Raw genomic sequence first — 18,765 nt, forward strand, 5'->3', positions numbered from 1 at the left:
TCTTTCATCCCCACTTATGGTTAGTACCTTAATGGTATGACCTAAGGCCCTTGAACCAATCGGACATTTATTGTAAGTTTCCTCCACCTAGACTTCTTGATTCCTCTTACTCCCCGAGGTGGAGGTCTTACTGCCAGTTAGATGTGGGATAAATGGACAGCAAAAAAAGGTCTGACGTGCAAAATGCAAGCATCCGACCTTTTTGATAACGTAAAGGTAGTATAGTATTTTTTGCGCCCATGTAAGGGAAACCAACCTTGATGCCATGAATAATCTAGAAAAATAAAAAGTTTTGTAATTTGTAAATTATCTCTTTCTAGCGTATAGAAATACGGGTACAGGCACAGGTACGAAGTGATGTAAAATGGGCGCACATTTTTTGTACAATTAATTGTTTAATCTCGATTCTATTTCTTTAATTAATTGTTTTGCGCCTTCTGGGCTGAGAACTAGTTTACCGTTTGCCAAGGACAAGTTATCATCAGATACTTCTCCTGTAAGATGACAAGTCATGTTAGGCTTATACTTTTTTAGAATAATTTTGTCATTTTCAACGTAAATCTCCATAGCATCCTTTTCTTGGATCTCCAGTGTACGCCGAAGTTCCATTGGGATTACTACACGGCCGAGTTCATCAACTTTACGGACAATTCCGGTGGACTTCAAATTACTTTTCCCCCCTACGGTAGGAAAAACGTGACTATACTTATTATTGTAAGTGTCAGCGTTCTCCAATAAATTTAGTAACTAGAAAAATCGTCATATTTCGACAGGTTTCTATGCAATAGAATACCAGTGTTTCTTTTTTCTGTCAATAATTATTTACCAGAAAATTAAATAATTTGATCATGGTCGATATCCCTTTATTTAAGGTCTGTTTCAGGTGTTCTTTGTCAATACTATTGAAGGAGAGAACACGAAAATTATATGTAAAAATTGGAAGTTTATTCGACAAATTTTTACCATATTTCGTCTTAACGGTTTCGGATGAATAGTAAAAGGTACTTGATAGGGATTATTTGCTGAAATTTCTGATGAGTTTATTCCATAGGATTTACAATTTTTAGTATCGTATTTGTGTATTGTAAAAGTTTGTACATCACTAACCTAGCGCTCTTAGCTTTTGTTCTACTATAGGAAAGTATAAAACTTTATGGTTTATAGTATAAGAAAAACTACAGCTTTCGCCATAAAGACTTGGCGACAAGCCAAGTTTTTCTAAATTTCTTACGGAAAATTTTTTCTACACACTATTTGGCAAATAGCATGAGAAAAGCTACAATAGTAATAGTTTAGAAAAGGATGTAGGTAGATGTACAAGGAGGTAGGGGTATGGTAAACGATAAGAAAACATTTTATATAACGACACCCATTTATTACCCTAGTGGAAAATTGCATATTGGTCATGCGTATTCAACAGTAGCAGGAGATGCTGTTGCACGATATAAGCGGATGCACGGGTTCGATGTCATGTATTTGACAGGGACGGACGAGCACGGACAAAAGATTCAAAAGAAGGCTACAGAAAGCGGGGTTACCCCACAAGAATATGTAGATAATATTGTAGCCGGCATTCAAAAATTATGGAAAAAATTAAAAATAACAAATGATGATTTTATACGTACAACGGAAGAACGTCATAAAAAAATCGTTGCAAAAATCTTTGATCAGCTTGTTAAACAAGGTGACATTTACTTAGATGAGTATGAGGGCTGGTATTGTACGTCTTGTGAATCATTTTTTACGGAGCGACAATTAGATGACGGACATTGTCCAGATTGTGGAGGTCCAGTAGAGAAGGTAAAAGAAGAATCTTATTTCTTTAAGATGAGTAAGTATGTTGATCGGCTTATTCAATACTACGACGAAAATCCAGGGTTTATTCAGCCCGAAAGCCGCAAAAATGAAATGTTAAATAATTTTATTAAACCTGGATTAGAGGACTTAGCAGTTTCTAGAACAACCTTTGATTGGGGGATTAAAGTACCCGGAGATCCAAAGCATGTTATTTACGTATGGATTGATGCATTGACCAACTATATAACCGCTTTAGGGTATGGTACTGACGATGATTCTAAATTTCAGAAATATTGGCCAGCTGATGTTCATTTAATGAGTAAGGAAATTGTTAGATTTCATACCATTTATTGGCCGATTATGTTAATGGCTTTAGATCTGCCTCTACCGAAAAAGGTATTTGCCCATGGCTGGATTTTAATGAAAGATGGAAAAATGTCTAAATCAAAAGGCAATGTCATCGACCCGGTTAAGTTGATCGATCGTTATGGCTTAGATGCACTTCGTTATTATTTACTGCGTGAAGTGCCATTTGGCTCTGATGGAGTTTTTACACCGGAGGGATTTGTTGAACGAACTAATTATGATTTAGCGAATGATTTAGGTAATTTGCTTAATCGTACTGTTGCGATGATTAACAAATATTTTGCTGGTGAAATGCCAGCTTATCAAGCTTCTGAGACAGATATCGATGCAGCTCTAGAAGCATTTGGCAAAGAAACAGTGAAAAAAGTAGAGCAAGCAATGGAAGCAATGCAATTCTCTGTGGCGCTGGCTTCTATCTGGCAATTAATTAGACGAACAAATAAGTACATTGATGAAACAGAGCCTTGGGTTTTAGCAAAAGATGAAACCAATCAGAACCGCCTAGGAAATGTCATGGCTCATCTTGCTGAACATTTACGTAAGATTGCTGTTATGTTGCAGCCATTTCTTACAGATGCGCCTACGGAAATTTTCCGTCAGTTAAATATTACGGACGAAGAACTTAAACAATGGGATAGCCTATATAAAGAAGGGCAAATTAAAGCAGGAGTCAAGGTACAAAAAGGCAAGCCGATCTTTCCGCGACTAGATGTAGAAAAAGAAGTACAGGCAATTAAAGCGATGATGCAAAATACTCCAGAACCGAAAAAACAGGTAAGAAAATCAGCAGAAGCAAAAGAAGAAATTGTGTTTGATGATTTTATGAAAGTAGATATGCGTGTTGCTGAAGTATTGAAAGCAGAGCCTGTAAAAAATGCAGACAAGCTATTAAAACTCCAACTGGATTTAGGAAGTGAAAAACGTCAAGTTGTCTCAGGTATTGCTGAACACTATCAGCCTGCTGAATTAGTAGGAAAGAAAGTTATTTGTGTAACAAACTTAAAACCGGTTAAATTACGTGGAGAAAAATCAGAAGGCATGATTCTTTCTGGTGAAGATAAAGCAGGGAAGCTTGTATTAGCTACTGTAGAATCATCGCTTCCAAATGGATCGGTTGTAAAATAATATAGGTGGAAAAAGACCAATGCTAATAAAGTGAAACTTCATTTCTTGGAATGCTTTTCCTAAGAAATGTTAGATGAACCAATCGGGGATTTAGGATCCGTTTTTACATTTTTGAAATGAGAAAAATACGGAGCCTTACATCCGGGATAAAGTGAAACTTCATTCAGTAGGAGTTTTCTCTCATCTCCTACTGAATGTTAGTACCACAAGGGTATGACCTAAAAGCCCTTGAACGAATCGGGTATTTAGATTCCGTTTTCTCCCACTTAGACCCTTTTGTACCAACTCAGGCTCTTGAAGTGGGAGTCTTACGGCACCTTACATACGGGATAAAGCTTGGTCTTTTCCTAAATGCCCATCCTGCTTCGTTTAATTTATGGTTCAGTTCAAAAGAAGAGGACAAAAAAGACCAAGGTCGGCTAAGATCTCAGGCGTCCTTGAAGTTATAGTATTACTGTCGACATTTACGACCACGTCCTATCGAGTCTTGGTTCACTACGTTCCGACGGCATAAGCTAGACATAAAAGCGCAGGCGCTTGGTTATTGACTTACAAACCGGAAACTTCTAACGAGATAATGAAATTTTTTTCAAGGAGTATTTTTCTCCTTGAAGTGGAACAAAGGCTAAAAATGTAACGTCTTTTCTTTAGAAAAACTTGGCTTGTCGCCAAGTCTTTATGGCGAAAGCTATAGTTTTTCTTATACTATAAACCATAAAGTTTTATACTTTCCTATAGTATAAAAAAAAGAAAATCGCTTTTTCTTTATACGATGTGCTGATAAAGCTTTTTGCTTTTCTTGTCCTTGAAAAAATCGCGATGTTTATTCAAGAAGCTTTCCTTGTCCTTGAAAAAGAAAAGCACTTTTTCTGCGTGCGATGTGTTGCTGTCGTAGCGCTTCTTGTACTGTCGATCCAATCGAGTCAGGGTCAGGAGCTGTGTTTTCACGATGTTATCAGGTTAATAAAAGCTATTAGAAGCGAGGAAAATACGAACCATAATTAGGGGTAAACATTTTCACTACATTAGATTTTAAAATTTTATCCATTAATGCGCAAAGTAATTTGTCGTGTCATTTTACCGGACTTTTTGACAACCTCTTAAAGGAGCGAAGGAATTGTTATTTGATACCCATGTTCATTTAAATGCTAGAGATTTTTTTGAAGATCGTGATGAAACGATTAAACGAGCAATTGCAGCAGGAGTAAAATATATGGTTGTCGTCGGTTTTGATCGTGAGACGATTCCTTTAGCGATTGAAATCGCTGAACAATATAAGACCATTTATGCTGCAGTCGGTTGGCATCCGGTTGATGCGATCGATATGACAGATCGAGAATTAGAGTGGATAAAGGAGCTTTCCGCCCATCCTAAAGTGGTGGCTATTGGCGAAATGGGACTAGATTATCATTGGGATAAGTCGCCGAAAGATGTACAAAAAGAAGTTTTTCGTAAACAAATACGTTTAGCTAAAAAGCTTAACATGCCGATCATTATCCATAATCGGGAAGCGACAGAAGATATTATTGAGGTTCTTAAAGAGGAGGATGCGGCATCCGTAGGTGGGATTATGCATTGCTATAATGATTCTGTTGATTATGTACAGACTTGTTTAGATATGAACTTCTATATTTCTCTAGGTGGACCCGTTACATTTAAAAATGCTACACTGCCAAAAGAGGTTGCTGTTCAAGTACCTCTAGACAGATTATTGATTGAAACTGATGCACCGTTTTTAACTCCACATCCATATCGGGGAAAAAGAAATGAACCTGCATATGTAAAGTTAATAGCAGAGAAAATAGCAGAACTTAGGGGCGTGAGTTTGGAAGAAATTAGTGAAGCGACGACAAAAAATGCCATTTCTCTCTTTCGTTTAAATATATGAGGGTTGTAATAAAAGTAAAACAATTTGTGAAAAAATAGGAAAAAAACGGAAAAAAGAAGGATAGCTTCATTGCTTTCCTTCTTTTTTTCTTTGCTTTTTAATAGCTGACTAATCCCATATGTATCAATTGTTACAAGTGATTTCGAAAAAAATAAAAAGCGATTAATTTTTACGTGTAACCGAAATGTAATACAAACGTAATTGGAATTACTTTGACTTTGCATATAACTGTTACTATAATCAAAATGCATTAAGAGGGAGGCTGAAGCATGCGAATGTTTTCAAAGCTAATGCCGGCGTCGACATTAAAGTTAGTAATTTCGTGTGTCGGTGTTTTAGCGCTTGTTTTACTTTCCGGATTCACTTTATTTGAGGCGACCAAAGCAGAAGTCGTATTCATAGAAGACGGAAAAGAAAAAACAGTAAAAACGCATAAAAACACCGTAAGGGAATTACTAGCTGATTTAGATATTAACGTCGGAGAGCATGATCACTTATCCCACAACATAGATGATTCCATTAAAAACGGAATGGAAATCAATTACATCAAAGCAAAGCAAGTGTTCGTGACTATTGACGGAGAACAAAAAGAATATTATACAACGGCAGCTACGATAGATGAATTTTTAAAAGAGAATAATCTTTCTTTTCAAGAACAAGACGATGTATCTTATAAGCAAGGCGACGCCATTGAAGATGAGTTGCATATAAAAGTAAATCAGGCATTCCAGATTACTATTAATGATGGTGGGAAAGAAAAACGTATTTGGACCACCGGCGGTACGGTGGCAGACCTGCTGGAAAAAGCAAAGGTAGAATACGCAAAAGACAGCGCTGACAAAGTAAAGCCTGCATTAGATGAAAAGGTTATGAAAAATATGACCGTTACAGTTGTCCGTGTGGAAAAAGAAAAAGATAGTGTCATGGAAAAACTGGCATTTTCAACCGAAGAAAAAGAGGACAGCAGTTTAGCGCAAGGTGAAACAAGAGTCTTGTCGGAAGGAAAAGATGGTAAGGTTAAAAAGGTTTATGAAATTATTAAAGAAAATGGCAGAGAAGTAAGTAGAGAACTTATCAATGAGGAAATTATTGAAGAAAGTAAAAATCGAGTTGTTGCAATTGGTGCAAAGGAGCCAAAGCAGGAACAAAACCTAGTAACGTTATCGAATAAGAAGCCAACGTCCGATAATAACGATACTTCCTCGAGTGGAACTAATACTGATACGGGAAAAACGTTTACTATGACAGCAAGCGCATATACTTCTACTTGTAACGGTTGTTCAGGTCTAACAGCAACAGGGATTAATCTAAAAGCAAACCCAAATACGAAGGTTATTGCTGTTGATCCAAGTGTTATTCCATTAGGCTCAAAAGTTTGGGTTGAGGGTTATGGTGAGGCTATTGCTTCGGATACAGGGGGACACATTGTTGGAAACCGTATTGATGTGCATGTGCCTTCTAAACAGGCTGCATATAGTTGGGGAGTTAAAACCGTAACTGTAAAAATGTTGAATTAATCATCATGCTCTTATCATGTTATAGTGATAAGAGCATGATTTATTTTATCCTGCCTCTGAGGATCCGTAAGGAGCTCGCTATTAGGCTTTAGGGTGAATCCTAAGTTATTTTGTAATGAGCGACGTTCACGTAGAATCATAAAACAAAGCGTGCTAGGATATAATGGTTATACTAAGTAATGAAGATGAAGACATGTAGGAAGAGGGACGAGTGTGAAAGTAAAAGAAGTGATTGTTGTAGAAGGAAAGGATGATACAGCAAAGGTTCTACAAGCGGTAGAAGCTGATACAATTGAAACAAATGGTTCTGCGATCAATCCATCCATTCTAAAGCAGATTCAACATGCAAAGCAAAAGCGGGGAGTTATTATTTTTACCGACCCAGATTATCCTGGAGAACGTATTCGTCATATTATAGATCAGGCTGTTCCCGGATGTAAGCATGCGTTTTTGACGCGTGATCAAGCAAAAGCAAAGCATTCGAAAAATAAAAGCTTAGGAATTGAACATGCCTCCATTCAAGCGATTCAGCGAGCATTAGCGTCTGTATATGAACTGCAAGAAAATTTTACAAGTAATATAACAAAGACGCATCTAATCGATTATGGATTAATTGGCGGCATAGAAGCTGCACGCAAACGGAAACAACTTGGGGAAATATTACAAATTGGTCATACCAATGGCAAACAGCTAATAAAACGATTAACGATGTTTAAAATTAGTAAAGATGAATTGGAACAAGCGCTGATGCAAATCATGCAGGAGGATGAATGAGGATGACAGCTCATAAATATATTGCTACCCCATCTCGTACGAAGGAAATACTGAATAAATATAATTTCTCTTTTAAGAAAAGTTTGGGGCAAAATTTTTTAGTGGACAGTAATATTTTAGAAAATATTGTTCGCCATGCAGGAATTACTAAGGATGTAGGGGTTATTGAAATAGGACCGGGGATTGGGGCTTTAACGGAGCAATTGGCTATCCATGCGAAGAAGGTGCTAGCATTTGAAATCGATCAGCGTCTATTACCAGTATTAGCTGATACACTTAGACCATATGACAATATTGAAATTGTCCATCAAGATATTTTAAAAGCCGATGTTCGAGAACTGATTGCTGCTTATTTCCCGGCTGAAGAAACCGTTCAGCTTGTTGCTAATTTGCCTTATTATATAACAACACCTATTTTAATGAAGCTGTTAAAGGATCGATTACCTATAGAAAGTTTTATCGTAATGATTCAGAAAGAAGTAGCAGACCGTATGGCTGCACGTCCCAATAGTAAAAGTTATGGATCATTAACACTTGCTGTTCAATATTATACAGAGGCAGAAGTAGTGATGCATGTCCCAAAGAGTGTGTTTATGCCTCGGCCAAATGTAGATTCAAGCATTTTAAAATTAGTTACGCGTAAAGCCCCGCCTGTTGAAGTAGATAATGAAGCCTACTTTTTTTCGTTCATTCAGGCTTGTTTCGCACAACGAAGGAAAACATTACGAAACAATTTAGCAAACTTTTTTAGAGCTAATTTAATAAAAGATGAAATTACGTCGATTCTTAATCAAGTTGGTATAGATGGAACAAGACGAGGAGAATCATTAAGTATAGAGGAATTTGCCACTATGGCAAATGCATTTTATCGTGCAATATCTGAGTGATGTTATTGACAAAGGATTACTCCCTTGATCTACCCTAATTCCCCCCTGGCAGGCTATATTTGCTTTTTAGGGGGATTATATTTTATGGAGGAATATTTTTATGGTGTAAAAATGTCACTCCTTGTAAAGAACGTAACGATCTTAACCTTTGATTACTCTTTCGTAGAGAAAAACGTTTTTTGAGTGATAGTTTAATTTATACCAACCTTTTTAAAAAATGAATCCAATAATAAAGCAGATCACTTGTGTCAGACGCACAGTTTTTTAGGCAATTCATAAGATATATTAAACGTTTGGGCAAGGAAGGCTGTGAGGTGGAGGATGAGCTTTACAAAAGGAGATTTAGTAACAAGATATTCTTATAATCATGATGTATTGTTTCGGATTTCATCTGTAAAAGATGAGTATGCAGATTTAGTTGGCGAAGATATTCGCCTTAAAGCAGATGCACCGATATCTGATTTAAGATTAGTTCAAGAACGAGAATTACAAAAGCGTAGACAGAAAGGAAAAGAAAAGGAAGAATTCTCTTATCGCTTGTTTCGTCAAGATTATCAATTGATGAAGGAAAAACGAAATTATCAGGCAACGGATGGCTTTACGTATGAAGCGTCATTTTTTCAACTCCCAGCAAAGGTTTTACATGTAGATGGCGATCAGACGTATTTAAAAAAATGTATTGAACTATATAACCGGATTGGTCTTCAGGTACATGGTGTGCACTTACATGAACGGGAAATGCCGGTACAGATTGTAGAATTGGTAACAAAAATTCATCCAGATATTATTGTGATTACTGGTCATGATTCATTTTCCAAAAATAAAGGACCAAAGCATGATATTCGTGCTTATAGGAATTCGAAGTATTTTGTTGAGACAGTTCGTGAAGCCAGAAAAATGAATCCAAATTTAGATCAGTTAATTATTTTTGCCGGGGCCTGTCAATCGCATTTTGAATCCTTAATTCGCGCTGGGGCTAATTTTGCCAGTTCTCCATTACGCGTAAACATCCATGCCTTAGATCCTGTGTATATCGTTGCTAAGATTGCTTTTACCCCCTTTATGGAGAAAGTAAGTGTATGGGATGCCATTCGAAATACACTAACAGGCAATAAAGGAATGGGAGGGGTGGACACAAAAGGCTTACTAAGGACGGGTCTGCCTTATATAGAAGAACAAGACTTAAGCAGCTTACCTTAATGGTGAGGTTGCTTTTTTTAAAAAGGACAAGTCAGAACAAAAACGCAGGTGCTCGGATGTATCAGCTAGACGAAGTTATTTTATACTATGGAAAAGTATAAAATTTTTGAGTTTATAGTATAAGAAAAACTACAGCTTTCGCTAAATACTTAGCGACAAGCCAAGTTTTTCTAAAAAAAGAAATCTACCATGTAGAAAGAGATATAATTTCCCATAACAATGAAAAAGGTAAGTGGCATCTCTCTCCATTAGTCAAGATTTTCAAGCAAAATGTGCATAAAAAGTTAACAATTACAAATAATAAACGAAATTAGGGAAATAAATGATTGACAATGAAAATATAATATTGATATAATAAAAAGTTTCATTTGACTGATGTACAAGTTTGTGGTATGCTTAATTATAGTGAGGTGGAGTATAGTGGCGAAAACATTAATCGAAATTAAGCAAGGTCTTGAAGGTCAGGTAGGGAAACGGTTAAAGCTTAAAGCGAATGGTGGTAGAAGAAAAACAATTGAGCGGTCCGGGATCCTGGCTGAAACCTATCCTTCTGTATTTATCGTTGAGCTTGACCAAGAAGAAAATGCATTCGAACGTGTTTCATATAGCTATGCAGACGTTTTAACAGAAACAGTGGAACTTAAATTCATGGACGATCGAAACATTGCATCCGCTGTAAAGCAGTAACCGTAAGTTTACTGCTTTTTGTTTTAGATTAAATTAACAGAATAGTTCTAATTGATTTTAAATGCCGATTCTACCTAAATGTTTCCTTTTTTGTTTACATATAACGGTTTTGTTATTGGAATAGAAGCACATACTATAAGTGTCGTAATTACTCATTACGTTAAAGGGGGTTGTTCTTTCATGGCTAGACGACGTGGAATGATGTCAGAACAATTGAAAGAAGAAATTGCCAAAGAGTTAGGATTTTACGACACGGTGCAAAGGGAAGGCTGGGGCGGCATAAAAGCACGTGATGCTGGAAATATGGTGAAACGAGCTATTGAAAAAGCCGAAGCAAGTATGCAACAAGGCAAATCCTAATCGGGTTTGCCTTTTCTTCATATACATATTGTGTATATACACAATTTTAGCGTAAAGTAATTTCAAGCGAGTAAAAATTTTGGTTGTAAGCAAGACGCTCTCGCGTAAAAATCCTTTTAAACCTTCTTGTACAGCTGTTTGAAACTTATAAGTGTATATGCTTTTCCTTTTGTAGTCGCTCGATAATTTGGAATATGTTACAATTTCATTATCTAAAAAACAAGAAGGTGACGGGCGATGGCAATATTTGAAAAAGCACCCGCGAAAATAAATTTATCACTTGATGTTTTAAGCAAAAGAAGCGACGGCTACCATAATATAGAAATGATTATGACAACGATCGATTTAGCCGATCGTATTATACTGAATGAATTGGCTGAAGACCGTATTGAAATTTCATTAGAAAGTAGATATGTCCCAAGCGATGAACGAAATTTAGCTTATCAAGCTGCATCTTTATTTAAACAAACTTATGGGATACATAAGGGAGTGCATATTACCATTGAAAAAAATATCCCCGTTTCTGCTGGGCTTGCTGGTGGAAGTGCAGACGCTGCAGCGGTCTTAAAAGGTCTGAACCGGTTATGGTCGATGCAAATTTCGGAAGAAGAGTTGCTCAAACTAGGAGCAGCATTAGGTACAGATGTCCCGTTTTGTATTTGTGGACAAACAGCAATCGTTAAAGGGCGTGGGGAAATTGTAGAACCACTGCCTTCACCGCCTCCTTGCTGGGTAGTTTTAGCTAAACCGGATATCGGGGTATCCTCAAGAACAATTTTCAAACAGATTGTAATGAGGGATATTGTTCACCCACAAACAGCTAAAGTCATTAAAGCATTGAAAGAAAATAATTTTGAAAAGCTCTGCCATAGCTTAGGTAACGCCTTAGAGCCTTTAACTATAAAACAACATCCCGAAGTACAGCAAATTAAACATGTGTTGAAACAAGCTGGAGCAGCTGCTGCATTAATGAGCGGTAGTGGTCCAACGGTATATGGTCTCGTCGAGCATGAGAGGAAAGCAAGGAAAATTTACAATGGCATGCGAGGCTTTTGTGAGGAAGTATACTATGTAAGGCTGTTAGGATAATTATATTGGTAAAAAGCGTATAATAATGGTATATTAAGAAGAAACATTCGGTTTTGAGGTGTCAAGATGAAAAGAAGTAATCGTTTAGTTGTATTGTCTAATTTTTTTCTCGAAAATCCGAGGAAGCATACCCAATTACCTTATTTTGTGTCACGATTAGAAACAACTAAAGCTTCTGTAAGTGAGGATATGGATATTATTGATAAGGTATTTCGCCGCGAGGGCATTGGATATTTGCAACGGACGACTGGTGCCGGTGGTGGCGTGAAGTATATACCGTTTAGTATCCATGAAAAAAATAAAGCATTTATAGAAAAACTCTGTCAGAGTCTTGAAGATCCGGTTCGTATCCTTCCGGGCGGCTATTTGTATATGAGTGATCTATTAGGAGATCCAAAAACGATAAGAGAGATCGGCAGAGTATTTGCATCAGCATTTTCTGATAAGGATATTGATGTGGTTGTAACCGTAGCTACAAAAGGGATACCGTTAGCTTATGCAGTTGCCTCATTTCTCAATGTACCAGTAGTTATTGTGCGGAGAGATCCAAAAGTAACAGAGGGATCTTCTGTAAGTATTAATTATGTATCTGGCTCTTCTAAAAAAATTCAAACGATGGTATTGCCAAAGCGAAGTTTACCAGAGGGATCCAATGTTTGTATTGTTGATGATTTTATGAAAGCTGGTGGAACGATTACAGGTATGAGGAATTTACTAGAAGAGTTTGATGCAACGGTCCAAGGAATTGGGGTATTAGCTGAAGCAGATGATGAAGAGGAAGAGCGAGTAATTGACGATTATATATCATTAATAAAAATATCCAATGTGGATATAAAGAAAAAGCAGATTGATGTACAAGTTGGTAACTATCTTGAAAATTACAAAACAGATGGACAGTCGCTTATAAATGAATAGCAGTCATTTGGGAAAGAGATACGTGCTTTCCCTATTTTAATGAACAAGAATGAGAGTTTTGGCAGTAGGATTGAAATATGGATGAGTTTAACAAGCTTGCGCGTAGATCTTTTTTCCGTAGGAGATTCACACTAAGTTCGCATCAAACTTAATATTTCAATAGCACTATTGTGTAATGGAGAAGTCGAATTTGTTGATGAAGCATTCCCGCAATTGTTTAGGTAACTATATCTGCTCCTATATGGTGGCTATATTGCGATCTTCTTCCTCTACGATAAGCCGCCAACATCGTCTCGAATCTAAAGGAAGCCAGCCCGATTAAAAGCGGGCTTGTCGCTTGAGCGTCGACATACCCCTGTTTTAGAGGCATTTTTTATTATCAATGTAAGAAGCTGTATTTGTATTTGAAAAAAATCTGCTTATTTATTGCAATTTTTATGAGAGAAACGACTTCTAAATTCCTGCTTCGTTTGGGGCGACACACGACAAAAAAACCACGACAGCGATACATCACGGTTTTTCAAGGACAAGAAAAGCTACGTCAGCGACGCATCGCACGCAGAAAAAGTGCTTTTCTTTTTCAAGGACAAGAAAAGCTACGTCAGCGACGCATCGCACGCAGAAAAAGTGTTCTTCTTTTAGTACTCTTTGAATGAAGTTTCCCTTTATTTCATCAGAAGATCTACCGTTTATATGCCGCTAAACGAGCGCTGCTAGTTTTGGCTTTACATAAGAAAAAATCTAGCATTGAAAATATTTTATTTTTTTTAATAATTTAGCAGGACTTTTAATAGTTTTGTTGAACTAGTTAATATAGATTCATGCGAAAAGGTGGTGACACATCATGGAAGTAACTGACGTTCGGTTACGCCGCGTTAATACGGAAGGTAGAATGCGGGCGATTGCATCAATTACTTTGGATCAGGAGTTTGTTGTCCATGACATTCGAGTGATTGATGGAAATAATGGGCTATTTGTAGCGATGCCATCTAAGCGAACCCCGGATGGTGAATTTAGAGATATTGCTCACCCGATCAATTCAGGGACACGGGCAAAAATTCAGGATGCTGTGTTAGAAGAGTATCATCGAGCAGGTGAGGCAGAAGTAAAGTATGAAGAAGCAGGAGCCTCCTAAGCAATCTTTTCTAATAATAATATTTTATAGCAACTAGAGGTCTAATCTACATCAGGTTAGCCTTCTTTTTTTGTTGAAAACGATTACTCCCTTTTTTATACAAGGAAAAATTTCATGCGTTCTTCATATAAAGAAAATGGAGGGTACTGGAGAATGCGATTAGTTGCACATATTTAAACATTAAAATTTTCGTTCGCGGTTGGCTTGACTCCTTTTTACGTACAAAGAAATTTGTTACGTTTTTTTTATGATGTTTTTGAACAACAATCTCTATAAATACAACTAGATAATGGTTTCCGGTGGAACTTCTTTAAATCGAATATTCTGCTGAAAATGGAAAGCTTTGCATTGTTATAAGCCTTGATTTACATGGTTTATCTATTGAAATGAGCTGTCATTTAAGATATATTCATAATGGGTAAATCGAAATGATGGAGGTTTCTTTATATGACGAATCGATATGCTGTTGTTTTAGCGGCTGGACAGGGTACAAGAATGAAATCAAAGCTCTACAAAGTACTCCATCCTATAGCAGGTCGACCAATGGTGCAACATGTCATTGATCAAATAAGCAGCGTGAATGTGGATAAAGTAATTACCATTGTCGGGTTTGGTGCTGAAGATGTCAAGGAGCATATTGGTACTAAAAGTGAGTTTGTTCTTCAAGAGGAACAACTTGGAACTGGGCATGCGGTGCTACAGGCTGAAGCGCTTTTACAAGACAAAGAAGGTACAACCATTGTGGTTTGTGGCGATACACCGTTAATTACAAAGGAAACATATCAATCTCTTATTGATCATCATGAAAAATCAGGAGCAAAAGCGACAATTCTTACTGCAAAAGCCCCTGATCCATTCGGCTATGGCAGGATTATTCGCAATGAAGCAAATAGTGTAGAACGAATTGTAGAGCATAAAGATGCAAATGACAAGGAATTACTTGTAGATGAAATTAATACAGGTACATATTGTTTTGATAATCAAGCATTATTTCAAGCATTGAAGCATGTTTCTAATAATAACGCACAGGGTGAGTATTACTTGCCGGATGTCATAGAAATCCTCCAACAGCAAGGGGAAATTGTGAGTGCGTATATAACGCATAACTTTGATGAAACTTTAGGGATTAATGATCGAGTTGCTTTGGCACAGGCAGAAAAGATTATGAAGTTGCGTATCAATGAACGGCATATGAAAAATGGTGTAACGATAATTGATCCAGAGCACACATATATTGGACCAGATGTTAAAATTGGTGCTGATACAATTATCCACCCTGGGACAATCCTTAAAGGCGAAACTGTGATTGAAGAGGAGACAGAGATCGGCCCTTATTCAGAGCTAATCAATTGTTATGTAGGAAAAGGAACGATTGTTAAACAAAGTGTTGCTAGTGATAGTAAAATTGGCAATCATGTAAAAGTTGGGCCATATGCTCATCTTCGTCCTGAAAGCTCAATTGGAAATAACGGTAAAATAGGTAATTTTGTAGAGATTAAAAAGACAGAACTCAAGGAAAATAGCAAAGTCTCTCACTTGAGCTATATAGGTGATGCGCACGTAGGAAGCAATGTGAATATTGGTTGTGGTACAATAACAGTGAACTATGACGGCAAATATAAATACGTAACGACAATTGAAGATGATTCATTTATTGGATGCAATTCAAACCTCATTGCTCCTGTAACCATTGGAAAGGGTTCCTATGTTGCAGCTGGATCAACCATTACGAAGGACGTGCCAGAGGGTTCTTTATCAGTAGCTAGAGCGCGGCAAACGAATAAAGAAGGATATGCATCAAAAATAAAAAATCAGAAAAAAGATTAACGGAGGGTATTAACTCATGGCATCTACTTACAAGGATTCATCCTTGAAGGTTTTTACATTAAATTCTAATCGCAAATTGGCGCAAGACATCGCAGACCACATCGGTACTAAGCTGGGGAAGTGTACCGTATCCCGGTTTAGTGATGGAGAGATTCAAATTAATATTGAAGAAAGCATCCGCGGATGTGATGTTTATGTCGTTCAATCAACTTGTTCTCCAGTTAATGATCATTTGATGGAATTATTAATTATGATCGATGCCTTAAAGCGAGCATCAGCTAAATCTATTAATATTGTTATGCCGTATTATGGATATGCTAGACAAGATCGTAAAGCTAGGTCCCGTGAGCCCATAGCGGCAAAACTAGTAGCTAATCTACTAGAAACATCCGGTGCTAATCGGGTTATAACACTAGATTTACATGCACCGCAAATTCAAGGATTTTTTGATATCCCGATCGATCATTTGCAAGGTGTTCCAATTCTTTCAGATTACTTTGAAGCAATGAATTTGGAGGATATAATTATTGTCTCTCCTGATCATGGCGGGGTGACACGGGCACGTAAAATGGCAGATCGCTTAAAGGCGCCTATTGGAATAATTGATAAGCGTCGACCTCGTCCAAATGTTGCTGAAGTGATGAATATTGTGGGAAATATTGAAGGAAAGACAGCGATTCTCATCGATGACATTATTGATACAGCAGGTACCATTACTCTTGCAGCCAATGCACTAGTTGAAAACGGAGCAAAAGAAGTGTATGCTTGCTGTACGCATCCAGTCTTATCAGGTCCAGCTATTGAACGTATTAACAGTTCAAAAATAAAAGAGCTAGTCATTACGAATTCAATTCCATTACCAGAGGACAAGCAAATTAATAAAATCACACAGTTGTCTGTCGCGCCTTTAATTGGGGAAGCGATTATTCGTGTGCATGAGTTACAATCTGTAAGCATTTTATTTGATTGATGTTTAAGCCATAAGTAAAACGGGTATTATCTATGATGTGTATTTTATCCCGCAAAGTAACTGGCAGTAAGACCTCCATTTCAATAACGAGGTGAAACCCGGGAGGAATAAGTGAAGGATCGAACTGCAAGTCAAATACCCCGATTCTTATGAATTAATTGCATGAATGAAATTAAAAACGTAAAATTTCAAGATAGAAGTACTGCAACAAGTCAAGGTTTTTTGTTAAATTTTGGAGGATGATAAATATGGCAGTCAAATTAGCAGCGCAATTAAGAGAAGATCATACTAAATCAGCAACAAAGGAGATTAGAAATAGCGGTCATGTGCCTGCTGTTTTATACGGAAAGGGAAAAGAAACGAAATCTATTTCTGTTAATGGAATCGAACTGGTAAAAACGGTACGTGATGAAGGAAGAAATACGATAATTTCATTGCATGTCGAAAATGAAGCACCTGTTGATGTAATGTTGCATGAGTACCAAATTGATCCATTGAGAGATGAACTTATTCATGCAGACTTTTATATCGTTGATATGGCTGAAGAGATGGATGTAGAAGTGAACTTGCGTCTGGAAGGCGAAGCGATAGGAACGAAGGATGGAGGTGTGTTACAACAGCCATTGTATGAATTGCAAGTGCGTGCAAAGCCTGCTGACATTCCAGAAGAAATTGTTGTGGACATTTCTGATCTTGGAATAGGTGATAGTATCGCTGTTGGTGATATTAAAACGGATGGTAATTACACTATTTTAGATGATGAAGTTACTACAGTTGTAACAGTATTAGCTCCAGACACAGCTAAAGATTTAGAGGGAGAAACTCCAGCTGAAAATGCTGAGCCGGAATTAGTCGGTGCCGAAAAGGACAAAGAAGAAGCTTAAGCTAAATAAAGTAATCACAACCCTCAAACTAATTGGAGCATGTCTCAAGTAAGAGCTCTCAATGTCTATACTTTATTAATGTGAAAGAGGGTTCGTGTATCAGCTTATAGATGAGGAAGCACTCTCCCTCCTGTTTAGGGGGGAGAGTTGTGTTGTATTATTTAAGCAAGTATAAAATCTTTCAAAATGTGTGACAGATAAGATGAAAGTATAGATAGTGTAGAAGCTGGACAACAGGTCATCTACATTTAAGTCCTGCAGAAGTTTGGTTTTTATAGGTTAAAACTTATTATTCTATACCTAGTGTTTTTGTTTTAGAAAGATATTAAACAAAGGAAGAAGTTATGATGAAATGTATTATTGGATTGGGAAATCCAGGAAATAAATATGATAACACAAGACATAATGCAGGTTTTATGGTTATTGATGAGTTACTAAAGCGCCATCAGTGGAAGCTCGACAAAACGAAATTTAAAGGGTACTATACCATCGGTCAATTAGAAACAGAAAAAGTTATGCTGATAAAGCCGCAAACGTTTATGAACCTTTCTGGCGAAGCTGTAAGACCGTTGATGGATTATTATAATATTGATTTAGAAAATATTTTGATTATTTTTGATGATTTAGATTTACCTGTAGGTAAAATTCGCCTACGTCAAAAAGGTGGGCACGGTGGACATAATGGCATTAGATCTATTATTAATCATGTAGGATCAAAAGATTTTAAACGAATTCGCATCGGTATTGGAAGACCACAGACAATATCACTTACTATCGTTGATTACGTACTTCAATCCTTCCCTAAAAATGAACTAGAGGAAGTCATGCAAGGGGTAAGAAAAGCAGCAGATGCATGTGAGGCCTGGATAAATAAGCCGTTTGATGAAGTGATGAACGAATATAATAAGTAATCACCACATAAAATAAAACACAAACTTAAATTGAACCACTTCTTTCATTTGTATAGACGAAGGCAATTTCGGATACACTTATTACCAATAACTACTTGTTATTGGAGGTGGCTCCTTTTGCCTATCATATATTTATGCAGGCATTGTGGTCAGAAAATAGGAAGTATTCAACAGAAGGTTTTAGATACAACAATGCTAGGTTTTGATCAATTAACAATGAAGGAAAAAGAAGAGATGATCACTTATAAACCAAATGGAGATGTCCATATAAAGGTTATCTGTGAGAATTGTGAAGAGGCCTTAGGACATCATCCACATTATCATGAATTAGACTTTTTTATACAATAAAAGCAAGCTGCTGCTTTGGTAATAGAACCAAGGCGTTTTTGTGCTTGTATATACAAAGGGTGAAGACTTAGACATTACAAAGCAT

Annotated in this window: 19 protein-coding genes; 17 read left to right on the top strand and 2 right to left on the bottom strand. The window is 37.0% G+C overall.

Annotation, left to right across the window (positions count from 1 at the left end; genetic code table 11):
• Window positions 1-387: 387 nt before the first annotated feature.
• On the bottom strand, window positions 388-666 hold the full coding sequence (gene abrB / locus KQI21_RS04265) for a transition state genes transcriptional regulator AbrB (RefSeq protein WP_216482799.1): 279 nt from the start codon (window positions 664-666) through the stop codon (window positions 388-390).
• A 666-nt stretch (window positions 667-1,332) separates the two neighbouring features.
• Between abrB and metG the strand changes: the two genes are divergently transcribed.
• On the top strand, window positions 1,333-3,288 hold the full coding sequence (gene metG, locus KQI21_RS04270) for a methionine--tRNA ligase (protein WP_216482800.1): 1,956 nt from the start codon (window positions 1,333-1,335) through the stop codon (window positions 3,286-3,288).
• Between the two features lie 765 nt (window positions 3,289-4,053).
• On the opposite strand, the gene KQI21_RS04275 is transcribed toward metG, so the two are convergent.
• The gene (locus tag KQI21_RS04275; RefSeq protein WP_216482801.1) at window positions 4,054-4,236 is read right to left on the bottom strand and encodes a hypothetical protein; all 183 of its coding nucleotides are present in this window, start codon (window positions 4,234-4,236) and stop codon (window positions 4,054-4,056) included.
• 169 nt (window positions 4,237-4,405) lie between these two features.
• On the opposite strand from KQI21_RS04275, the gene KQI21_RS04280 reads away from it, so the two are divergent.
• From KQI21_RS04280 to fin, 16 genes are all read left to right on the top strand, one after another.
• Window positions 4,406-5,176 carry a TatD family hydrolase gene (locus KQI21_RS04280; protein WP_216482802.1) on the top strand — a complete coding sequence of 257 codons (771 nt, stop codon included), beginning with the start codon at window positions 4,406-4,408 and terminating at the stop codon, window positions 5,174-5,176.
• 269 nt (window positions 5,177-5,445) lie between these two features.
• The gene (locus tag KQI21_RS04285; RefSeq protein ID WP_216482803.1) at window positions 5,446-6,693 is read left to right on the top strand and encodes a resuscitation-promoting factor; all 1,248 of its coding nucleotides are present in this window, start codon (window positions 5,446-5,448) and stop codon (window positions 6,691-6,693) included.
• Between the two features lie 213 nt (window positions 6,694-6,906).
• Entirely contained in the window at window positions 6,907-7,467 is a 561-nt protein-coding gene (gene rnmV / locus KQI21_RS04290) for a ribonuclease M5 (protein WP_216482804.1), read from the top strand.
• 2 nt (window positions 7,468-7,469) lie between these two features.
• Window positions 7,470-8,354: a 16S rRNA (adenine(1518)-N(6)/adenine(1519)-N(6))-dimethyltransferase RsmA gene (gene rsmA / locus KQI21_RS04295; RefSeq protein WP_216482805.1), complete on the top strand. Its 885-nt coding sequence runs from the start codon at window positions 7,470-7,472 to the stop codon at window positions 8,352-8,354.
• A 321-nt stretch (window positions 8,355-8,675) separates the two neighbouring features.
• A complete protein-coding gene (gene yabG, locus KQI21_RS04300) occupies window positions 8,676-9,554 on the top strand; it encodes a sporulation peptidase YabG (protein WP_216482806.1) in 879 nt (292 codons plus the stop codon).
• 420 nt (window positions 9,555-9,974) lie between these two features.
• On the top strand, window positions 9,975-10,241 hold the full coding sequence (gene veg / locus KQI21_RS04305) for a biofilm formation stimulator Veg (protein WP_216482807.1): 267 nt from the start codon (window positions 9,975-9,977) through the stop codon (window positions 10,239-10,241).
• Window positions 10,242-10,421: 180 nt separating this feature from the next.
• Window positions 10,422-10,601, top strand: a complete 180-nt coding sequence (locus KQI21_RS04310; RefSeq protein ID WP_216482808.1) for a small, acid-soluble spore protein, alpha/beta type — start codon at window positions 10,422-10,424, stop codon at window positions 10,599-10,601.
• Between the two features lie 237 nt (window positions 10,602-10,838).
• The gene (gene ispE / locus KQI21_RS04315; RefSeq protein WP_216482809.1) at window positions 10,839-11,690 is read left to right on the top strand and encodes a 4-(cytidine 5'-diphospho)-2-C-methyl-D-erythritol kinase; all 852 of its coding nucleotides are present in this window, start codon (window positions 10,839-10,841) and stop codon (window positions 11,688-11,690) included.
• A gap of 66 nt (window positions 11,691-11,756) precedes the next feature.
• Complete coding sequence (gene purR, locus KQI21_RS04320; protein WP_216482810.1) at window positions 11,757-12,605, top strand: pur operon repressor; 849 nt, start codon at window positions 11,757-11,759, stop codon at window positions 12,603-12,605.
• Window positions 12,606-13,009: 404 nt separating this feature from the next.
• Window positions 13,010-13,261: a hypothetical protein gene (locus KQI21_RS04325; protein WP_216482811.1), complete on the top strand. Its 252-nt coding sequence runs from the start codon at window positions 13,010-13,012 to the stop codon at window positions 13,259-13,261.
• A 188-nt stretch (window positions 13,262-13,449) separates the two neighbouring features.
• Window positions 13,450-13,740, top strand: a complete 291-nt coding sequence (gene spoVG, locus KQI21_RS04330) for a septation regulator SpoVG (RefSeq protein WP_021290353.1) — start codon at window positions 13,450-13,452, stop codon at window positions 13,738-13,740.
• A 447-nt stretch (window positions 13,741-14,187) separates the two neighbouring features.
• The gene (gene glmU, locus KQI21_RS04335; RefSeq protein WP_216482812.1) at window positions 14,188-15,567 is read left to right on the top strand and encodes a bifunctional UDP-N-acetylglucosamine diphosphorylase/glucosamine-1-phosphate N-acetyltransferase GlmU; all 1,380 of its coding nucleotides are present in this window, start codon (window positions 14,188-14,190) and stop codon (window positions 15,565-15,567) included.
• A gap of 16 nt (window positions 15,568-15,583) precedes the next feature.
• Window positions 15,584-16,537, top strand: coding sequence for a ribose-phosphate diphosphokinase (locus KQI21_RS04340; RefSeq protein WP_216482813.1), 954 nt, complete (start codon window positions 15,584-15,586; stop codon window positions 16,535-16,537).
• A 248-nt stretch (window positions 16,538-16,785) separates the two neighbouring features.
• Window positions 16,786-17,421 (top strand): 50S ribosomal protein L25/general stress protein Ctc, encoded by a 636-nt coding sequence (locus KQI21_RS04345; protein WP_216482814.1) that lies wholly within the window; start codon window positions 16,786-16,788, stop codon window positions 17,419-17,421.
• Between the two features lie 347 nt (window positions 17,422-17,768).
• The gene (pth, locus tag KQI21_RS04350; protein ID WP_216482815.1) at window positions 17,769-18,332 is read left to right on the top strand and encodes an aminoacyl-tRNA hydrolase; all 564 of its coding nucleotides are present in this window, start codon (window positions 17,769-17,771) and stop codon (window positions 18,330-18,332) included.
• Between the two features lie 117 nt (window positions 18,333-18,449).
• Entirely contained in the window at window positions 18,450-18,680 is a 231-nt protein-coding gene (gene fin, locus KQI21_RS04355; RefSeq protein ID WP_216482816.1) for an anti-sigma-F factor Fin, read from the top strand.
• The last annotated feature ends 85 nt before the right edge of the window (window positions 18,681-18,765 follow it).

Source organism: Virgibacillus proomii (assembly GCF_018916875.1).
GTDB lineage: Bacteria > Bacillota > Bacilli > Bacillales > Amphibacillaceae > Virgibacillus > Virgibacillus proomii_B.